This window comes from Bacillus sp. MYb209 (assembly GCF_002975175.1).
In the GTDB taxonomy this organism is placed as follows: domain Bacteria; phylum Bacillota; class Bacilli; order Bacillales; family Bacillaceae_G; genus Bacillus_A.
Genome location: NZ_PCNZ01000073.1, coordinates 1 through 7,206, shown reverse-complemented (window position 1 = coordinate 7,206; position 7,206 = coordinate 1). Strand labels below are relative to the sequence as shown.

Below are 7,206 nucleotides of genomic sequence, written 5' to 3'. Positions count from 1 at the left end.
CTTTTCCATACTGATCACGCACCTTTTTTAGAGTAATAGTATCAGTATGTCCAAGATTTAGAGATTACTTGCAATTATCTTGAAGTTTTCGCACCAGAACCCTTGCTTGTTCGTTGCACAAAGCCAACATCTCTAGCAAGATTGCGTAAGATATTAGGGGATAAAAAGCTTTGAATTTCTTGAGCAAATAATTGTAATTCATCTGATACAGAAATTGACATACAAAAACGCCATCCTTTCCTATGATTCTACAGAAAGAATAGCGTGTTTGTTCATTTTAGGGGAATTTTGTTTTGTTAGCTGGATAGCGATGTGACGCTACCCCAGGAAACGGTACTGGAGAAGAAATCTGGTTCTCTGTCACTAGATCAATTAGTTTTACTGATTCATAATATTGAATATTTATTTTAGTTTTTCAGTATCATCACACTTAAAATTCTTTCCTCCATCATTCGATGTACAAATTTTATTTATCGCTTTTTCAGTCACTTTTTCAGCTTTATTCGTGACTTGATCCAAATCCATGCGAAATACTTGTTTCGGATTCTCTTTCGAATGTCCTTCAATATGAATTGTACGATCGAACATCTCAGCTGTGAAGCTGCTAGATGTATTTATAATTTCCACTCCATAGTTTTCGCCTATATAGCGTTCAGCTACTTTTTCAGCATCTTTAAGTTGTTGTTTAGTAGGATATGGTATAGATTCTGCGGAAATGACTATAGCTATAAAATAAGTAATGACAATACCACTTACAATCAAAATGACTTTCTTCCATGTTTTATTAATCATGCTCTTACTCCCTTTTCTTCTTTTGCTATTACAGTATATAACTGTTGATATCTCTATCAATTTCTTTTTATTATTAAAGATACTTCAATTTTTAATTATCTAATTACATGGCATTAGTTTTACATTTTATAAAAAGCACCTCTCTTACTTATTTTCAATTTGATATTAACATGTTGTTTATCGTTTTTCAATAAATACTTATCATATTGCGTTACTTTTTTATTGATAATACCTTTGGTTTTAGACAAAGATAAAAAGCATTCCTCTAACTATCCTGATCTTTATCTCAATTAATCCATTAAATAATCCTATTATGGAATTCCATCACATCGTCATCAAGTTAAAAAATTTGTTTTAGGGGTACTTCAAAATCTTAGCTTGATGGGCATGTATATTGACCCCCAACTAGGGAGGATACCTTTTAAATTACAAAAGGCTTGCCAATTTTCGTAGATAGGCTATTTATTTAAAAAGAAAAGACGCCCTAAGGCGCCTTCTTTTAACTTAAGTTAAGTTTTATAACTTAGACTATATTATTATATAAATCAATATAAAACCTATTTATTTATATAAAAGATTTAATAGAAATTCATTAATTCTAATTCAAGGTAACGTTTGATTAGATATTTATAAAAGATTTCAATATCGAGGTAGTACGCCATCGCCATGTGAAGCGCCGGTCTGCTAGATCCTCTAGATTTCAACCACTTTTCCATGCTTTACGTACGATAAAAGGAATCGAAACCATTCATACCCTATACAAACAAAGGCGGAGTCTTCAAATAGACTCCGCCTTTTCAGCCTACAATGAACTAAAACAATTACTAACCACGGCCTAAATGGTTTGCCGCATTTATATACATAAAATAAAAGTAATAGATGTATGAAAGAATTTTTATACTTATGAAAGACTTTTGTAACACTTTTGAGAGAGAAATGAAAGATGTATTAGATATGATGAAGTTGTTCTTAATAGTAGGTGTTCTAACTCACCTAAAAATCAAGGAGGAAAAATAACAATGAAGAAATTGAAGCCAGCACTTAGTGTATTAGGTAGTGTATCGATGGCACTGACTTTAGCATCTCCCGCTTTAGCAGACATAAAACAGCCGAATGCAGGAAGCACAATTGAAATGTTCAAAGAGGATGCAAATGCAAAAGAAGGAAAAGATCTTATCTATGGAACTGATGGAAAAAAGGGAAAGATGTCTACTGAAAAAATTGAAATACAAAATAACGATTGGGATCAAGATGGTATTTCTAACGACTTAGAAATAAAAGGCTATAAAATTGAGTTCAATCGACAAACCGGGAAAAATGAAGCACAGGCATGGAATCCAGAGCGAGACAAAGATAAATTAAAATTTATTACAAATCCTATGAGCGCGAATTCGGATGGAGATCCTTTTACAGATGCATATGAAGTTCAGTATTATGGCAGTAACTCTGATACTGAGTTTAATCCAATGGTTGCAAATATACCGAATTTGCAAGTTGGTATAAAACGTATTGGGGTTACTCCTCTTGCGGCTATTACGGATTCAAACGGTGGGTCCATTGATAAAGGTTGGGAAAAAAGTGTATCGACACAACATTCGTTTGGTGTAGGAGCAGGTGTCGAAGGTGGTGTGGAAGGTTCCGCAGCCGGTCCTGTTCCTTCTGGGAAGGCCTCATTAAATGTAAGCTATGGATACTCGAAAACATCAACAGATACCGAAAGATATTCTTCTAATATAGATTGGTCTACCGCAAAAACTGTTGATTCAGCAAAAGCAGCAAAAGTGAGCTTACAGTTAGAATATAAAAATACAGGGACGGCGTCTGCTCAAAATGTTTCTCCTCATTTTAACATTCGTTTAGGAGACAAGATTATCAGTACAGTAAAGGCAACACAAGATCGTTATAAAGCAAATCAGTTAAGTACAGAAAAAGGTGGAAGAAATACAACAGAAGTATTGATAGACAGTGTAGATAATCAAGCAGATGTAAATATTTACTTGTCGTTAGATGAATTGAAAGCTGTTGAACAAGGTGCAATTCTTTCTGTTGAAGTACTACCTACGAGTACAATGGAATTGTATATTGAGAAAGATGGAGAATTTATGAATTTAGGAGATTCAGGAAAATTTGAATCTCGTGTAAATGCTTCGACTACAATACTAGAGACTGATATCGGGAACAAACCGAAGTTTAGAATGTATGCACCAGAAGGTGTTGGTAGTGATACAAATTTAACGTTTAACGAGGTTCTGAAGCATGTTAAAGTAGATTCTAAAAAGATAAATGAATTTATAGATAATAGCAGAGGAGATCAAGTTATCATTGCGAAAGAGAATCTAGAAAATGCTAAAAAATCTTATGTTTCGAAAGGCGCAAAAGTCGGTGTTTTTACAAAAATTCAGCAACCGGAATTGTCATATAGTGCTTATGATCCATTTACGAAAAAGTTTTATGCAGCAGTCGTACCTGGTTTATTCGGAGCGAGTAATGAAATCTCTGTTTCTTTTGAAAATAAAAATTCCAAACAAACACAACAAGTAACATTAGTGAGAAAGGGAAACGTGTATGAGTCTAAAGAAACTGTAAGTTTGAATGATTTCAATCCATCACAAAAAGTTACATTTGAAATCAATGATGCACAAAAGAAACTTCCGACACAAAAAATCTCTACAGTTGTTACGTATAATAAAGAATATGAAAATTATTTGACCCATCGATTCAGCGACGAACTTATTGTAGAAGGAACTCCTTATACTCTGCAGCTTAGTGGAAAGCCTGTGCTCAGTTATAAAGGAAATGATAAGTGGCAATACCTTGCGTCTGGTGGGAATTACACTCAACCAGTTAATGTAATTATTGAAAGAAAAGGGCAGCCTAAACCTGGACAACCAATCAAAGCAGGTGAAGAGTTACACATTAAAGTTCAAAATAGTGCTTATTCAGGCTATGAATATTTAAAACTTCAAGATAAGTATATCCATTTTGACCAAAAACAAAATGCAAGTACTTTTAAATTTAATCATGCACATAGCCCTGGCTACCTTGATTACCAGAGAGAATGGCACCTACAATCTGATGGTAACAAGTTAGGGTTTTCTACTTATGACGCTGGTTATATCTCATATGGTAATGATAGAGAGACATATGGTGGTAGGTTTGAAGATAAATGGAGTCTCGTCAAAGCTAAGTAAAAGGGAACGGTTTTGTTGCAAAGTTTTAAAAAAACATCGGTAATGGACTGAACCCAAAAAGTTAGAAACAAGAATGTAGGCTGCTAATAGGGAATGAGTTCGATATTGAACTCATTCCTTTTAATGTATCCTTCATTCGTTTGTACTTGTAATCATGTATGTAAAAACCCATAGCTAAAGCAGTGGGTTTTTACTATAAAGATCTTGGAAAACAGATACACAATAAAATCGATCCTGACAAGATAAATAAGTAATCTCTGTAATAAAAAATCTGATTTAAATTTTCGATTTGTATGATTGGGATACTACTATTTTAAGTGTTTATCTAGTCATATAAGTAATCAAATGCTAAAATTATCATCTAGATTATATTGGCACTTTTAATCGTTTTTAGTGACCATAAGACCAAAGTGTAGGATTCTGATTTAGATCTAGGATTAGTCGTTACATCTTTATATCTGAATTTTATATCTGTATTAGATGAAAGCATATAAGAGCACCTTTTGTATTATTGGTGAAAAGAAGAGAGGATTACAGATGAAAAAAAGAGTTTTAATCGTAGAAGATGAAGAAAATATTCGAGAAGTATGCAAACGGTATTTAGAAAGAGAAGAATATGAAGTATATACCGCTGTAAATGGCACAGAAGGTTGGGATTTATTTCTTACTCATCAACCAGATTTAATTATTTTAGATTTGATGATGCCGAAAAAAGATGGATGGGAATTATGCGAGGAAATTCGTCAACAATCAAATGTACCTATTATTATGTTAACTGCTAAGGGCGAGGAAAGGGATCGGATTTTAGGCTTAACAATGGGGGCAGATGATTATTTAACAAAGCCATTTTCCCCTCGTGAATTAGTATTAAGGGTTCAAATTATACTAAGAAGAGGTAGCCAGGTACCGATACAAGCAAAAGAATCCCTATCGGAAGTGATAGAATGTCCAGATTTAAAAATTTATCCAAAGACGAGATGTGTATTGGTTTGTGAAAATAAAGTGGAGTTAACAGCGAAAGAGTTTGAGGTACTTTATCTCATGGCAAAGCATCCAAAACAAGTTTTTTCTCGTTCGCAACTTCTTGAACGCATTTGGGGTACTGAATATGAAGGGATTACAAACACAGTCACCGTGGTAGTGAGCCGTTTACGTGACAAACTGGAGAAGCATACGATAAAGAGTCGTTGGATTCACACGGTTTGGGGGATAGGATATCGTTTTGAGCCAAATGGAGGAAGTGAAACATGAGATTACGTATTCAATTATTACTGATGAATGTATTAAGTACGAGTATCATGGTACTTGCTATATGGTATAGTGAGACGAAAATGTTACTTGAACCAGAACAAACAAGGCTATTAACAATAATTGCGGTTGTGGCATTTATAATTTCTACGTTTATTTACTGGTTAATGACACGCCCTATCATGAGATCTATCAAAAATTTAATGGCATTAACGAAACAATTTAGTGATAGACAATTTGAAACAATGTATATAATTGGAAAAGAACCACAGGAGTTTAAAGAATTAGCAACATCCTTTCAACTGATGGCAAAAAAATTAGAAGAAGGGTTTACTCAGTTAGAAGAAGGGGAAAAAGCCCGCAAGGAGCTAATTACGAATATTTCACACGACTTACGAACGCCTATGGCTAGCATGCAATTGATGATAGAAGCATTACAAGATAACTTGATTGAAGATCCTGAAATGAGAAAACAATACTTAGCGACGATATTAAAAGAAATAGAAAGATTAAGTGGATTAATCAATGACTTATTTGAACTTTCAAAGTTAGAGTTTGAACAAGTAGATTTTTATCCAAGTTTCACACATATAGATAAAGTTCTATTAGATGTATTAGAGTCACATTCTGTCTTATTAGAAGACAAACAGATTGATTTACAATTGCAGGTTTCTGATAGATTACCCCGACTATTAATTATGCCGTGTAAAATAGCAAGGGTCATAGGTAATTTGTTAGATAATGCTATTCGATATTCCCCTGTCTTTGGAACAATTGAGTTGATTGTAGAGGAAAATAAGCAAAATCAACAAGTCCAGTTCATTTTGCGTGATGAAGGAGAAGGAATTTCTCCAAATGACCAACTACGCGTATTTGAACGCTTTTTTAGGACAGATCAATCAAGAAGTTCACAATCTGGAGGATCTGGTCTTGGACTAGCCATTGCAAAATCATTGATTGAAAGGCACAAAGGAGAAATTGGTGTGAGAGATCGCGCAGATGGAAAACAGGGCAGTGAATTTTGGTTTATTCTTCCCATCACATCAGAAAAAAATAAGAACGCTGAAAGACTTTTGTAACATTTATGAAAGAGAAATGAAAGACCTCCTTGTTAACATACTACTAAACAGTATATTAACGGAGGTCTTTTACTTTATGAAAAGAAAATATATATGGTTTACAGGTGGATTTATAATTGTCGTGGGAATCTTATGGTCCTTGTTCCGACCGGAGAAATTATTCATTGATAAGCAAGTGAATGAAGCATTACCACAGACAGAAATGCAATCAATGAAAACAAAACAAGTTCAAGATCAAGTTATAAGTACAGGTCAGTTTCAAAACGGTGTCCATGAAACAACTGGAACAGCAACAATCTATCAATTAGCGGATGGAAAACGTGTTTTACGACTTTCTAATTTTTCAACATCTAACGGGCCAGATGTGCGAGTAGTATTAGTTCCTACAGATCGTTTGAAAAATAATGAAGATGTGAAAAACCACCAGTATATTGAATTAGGAAAGTTAAAGGGAAACAAAGGCGACCAAAACTATGAAATTCCTGAAGGGATAGATGTAAGTACATATGGCTCGGTTTCTGTTTGGTGTAAGAGATTTAATGAAAACTTTGGTGCTGCTTATTTTAAAAAGTAAGCACGAAGGTTCTGTTGCAAAGTTTCTTAATAGATAAAATAATAAGTTGTACACTCAAATATCAAAATAATCTTGTCGAACAAGACCATATCTATACAAAAAGCCATTAATATCAGCATTTGCGCATGATATCAATGGCTTTTATGAGTTTAACATTTTGTAAGTTTTGTAAAACTCATTTTTAAAAACATTAAACACGTTTGCAAAAGTATACTATAAGCGGTTCTGGTGCGAAAACTTCAAGATAATTGCAAGTAATCTCTAAATCTTGGACATACTGATACTATTACTCTAAAAAAGGTGCGTGATCAGTATGGAAAAG

Annotated in this window: 6 protein-coding genes and 1 pseudogene; 5 read left to right on the top strand and 2 right to left on the bottom strand. The window is 33.8% G+C overall.

Annotated features, from left to right (window positions below; all coding sequences use genetic code 11):
* Positions 1-74: 74 nt before the first annotated feature.
* Together CQZ94_RS31460 and CQZ94_RS29725 are read right to left on the bottom strand one after the other, a co-directional pair.
* Positions 75-221, bottom strand: a complete 147-nt coding sequence (locus CQZ94_RS31460) for a hypothetical protein (RefSeq protein WP_176555946.1) — start codon at positions 219-221, stop codon at positions 75-77.
* A gap of 181 nt (positions 222-402) precedes the next feature.
* A complete protein-coding gene (locus tag CQZ94_RS29725; RefSeq protein ID WP_105588311.1) occupies positions 403-792 on the bottom strand; it encodes a hypothetical protein in 390 nt (129 codons plus the stop codon).
* A gap of 659 nt (positions 793-1,451) precedes the next feature.
* Here CQZ94_RS29725 and CQZ94_RS32145 point away from each other — a divergent pair.
* The 5 genes and pseudogenes from CQZ94_RS32145 to CQZ94_RS29700 all read left to right on the top strand — a co-directional run.
* Positions 1,452-1,631, top strand: a pseudogene (locus CQZ94_RS32145) (IS6 family transposase); the annotation flags it as partial.
* A 180-nt stretch (positions 1,632-1,811) separates the two neighbouring features.
* Positions 1,812-3,983 (top strand): binary toxin-like calcium binding domain-containing protein, encoded by a 2,172-nt coding sequence (locus CQZ94_RS29715; RefSeq protein ID WP_105588310.1) that lies wholly within the window; start codon positions 1,812-1,814, stop codon positions 3,981-3,983.
* A 537-nt stretch (positions 3,984-4,520) separates the two neighbouring features.
* A complete protein-coding gene (locus CQZ94_RS29710; protein WP_105588309.1) occupies positions 4,521-5,234 on the top strand; it encodes a response regulator transcription factor in 714 nt (237 codons plus the stop codon).
* Entirely contained in the window at positions 5,231-6,310 is a 1,080-nt protein-coding gene (locus tag CQZ94_RS29705; protein ID WP_105588308.1) for a sensor histidine kinase, read from the top strand. The genes CQZ94_RS29710 and CQZ94_RS29705 overlap by 4 nt, the downstream gene beginning before the upstream one ends.
* Before the next feature lie 76 nt (positions 6,311-6,386).
* Positions 6,387-6,884 (top strand): DM13 domain-containing protein, encoded by a 498-nt coding sequence (locus CQZ94_RS29700; RefSeq protein WP_105588307.1) that lies wholly within the window; start codon positions 6,387-6,389, stop codon positions 6,882-6,884.
* The last annotated feature ends 322 nt before the right edge of the window (positions 6,885-7,206 follow it).

Coding starts and splice junctions, on each gene's coding strand:
- CQZ94_RS29705 (WP_105588308.1), top strand. CDS start 5,231: ATGAGATTACGTATTCAATTATTACTGATGAATGTATTAAGTACGAGT.
- CQZ94_RS29715 (WP_105588310.1), top strand. CDS start 1,812: ATGAAGAAATTGAAGCCAGCACTTAGTGTATTAGGTAGTGTATCGATG.
- CQZ94_RS29700 (WP_105588307.1), top strand. CDS start 6,387: ATGAAAAGAAAATATATATGGTTTACAGGTGGATTTATAATTGTCGTG.
- CQZ94_RS31460 (WP_176555946.1), bottom strand. CDS start 221: ATGTCAATTTCTGTATCAGATGAATTACAATTATTTGCTCAAGAAATT.
- CQZ94_RS29725 (WP_105588311.1), bottom strand. CDS start 792: ATGATTAATAAAACATGGAAGAAAGTCATTTTGATTGTAAGTGGTATT.
- CQZ94_RS29710 (WP_105588309.1), top strand. CDS start 4,521: ATGAAAAAAAGAGTTTTAATCGTAGAAGATGAAGAAAATATTCGAGAA.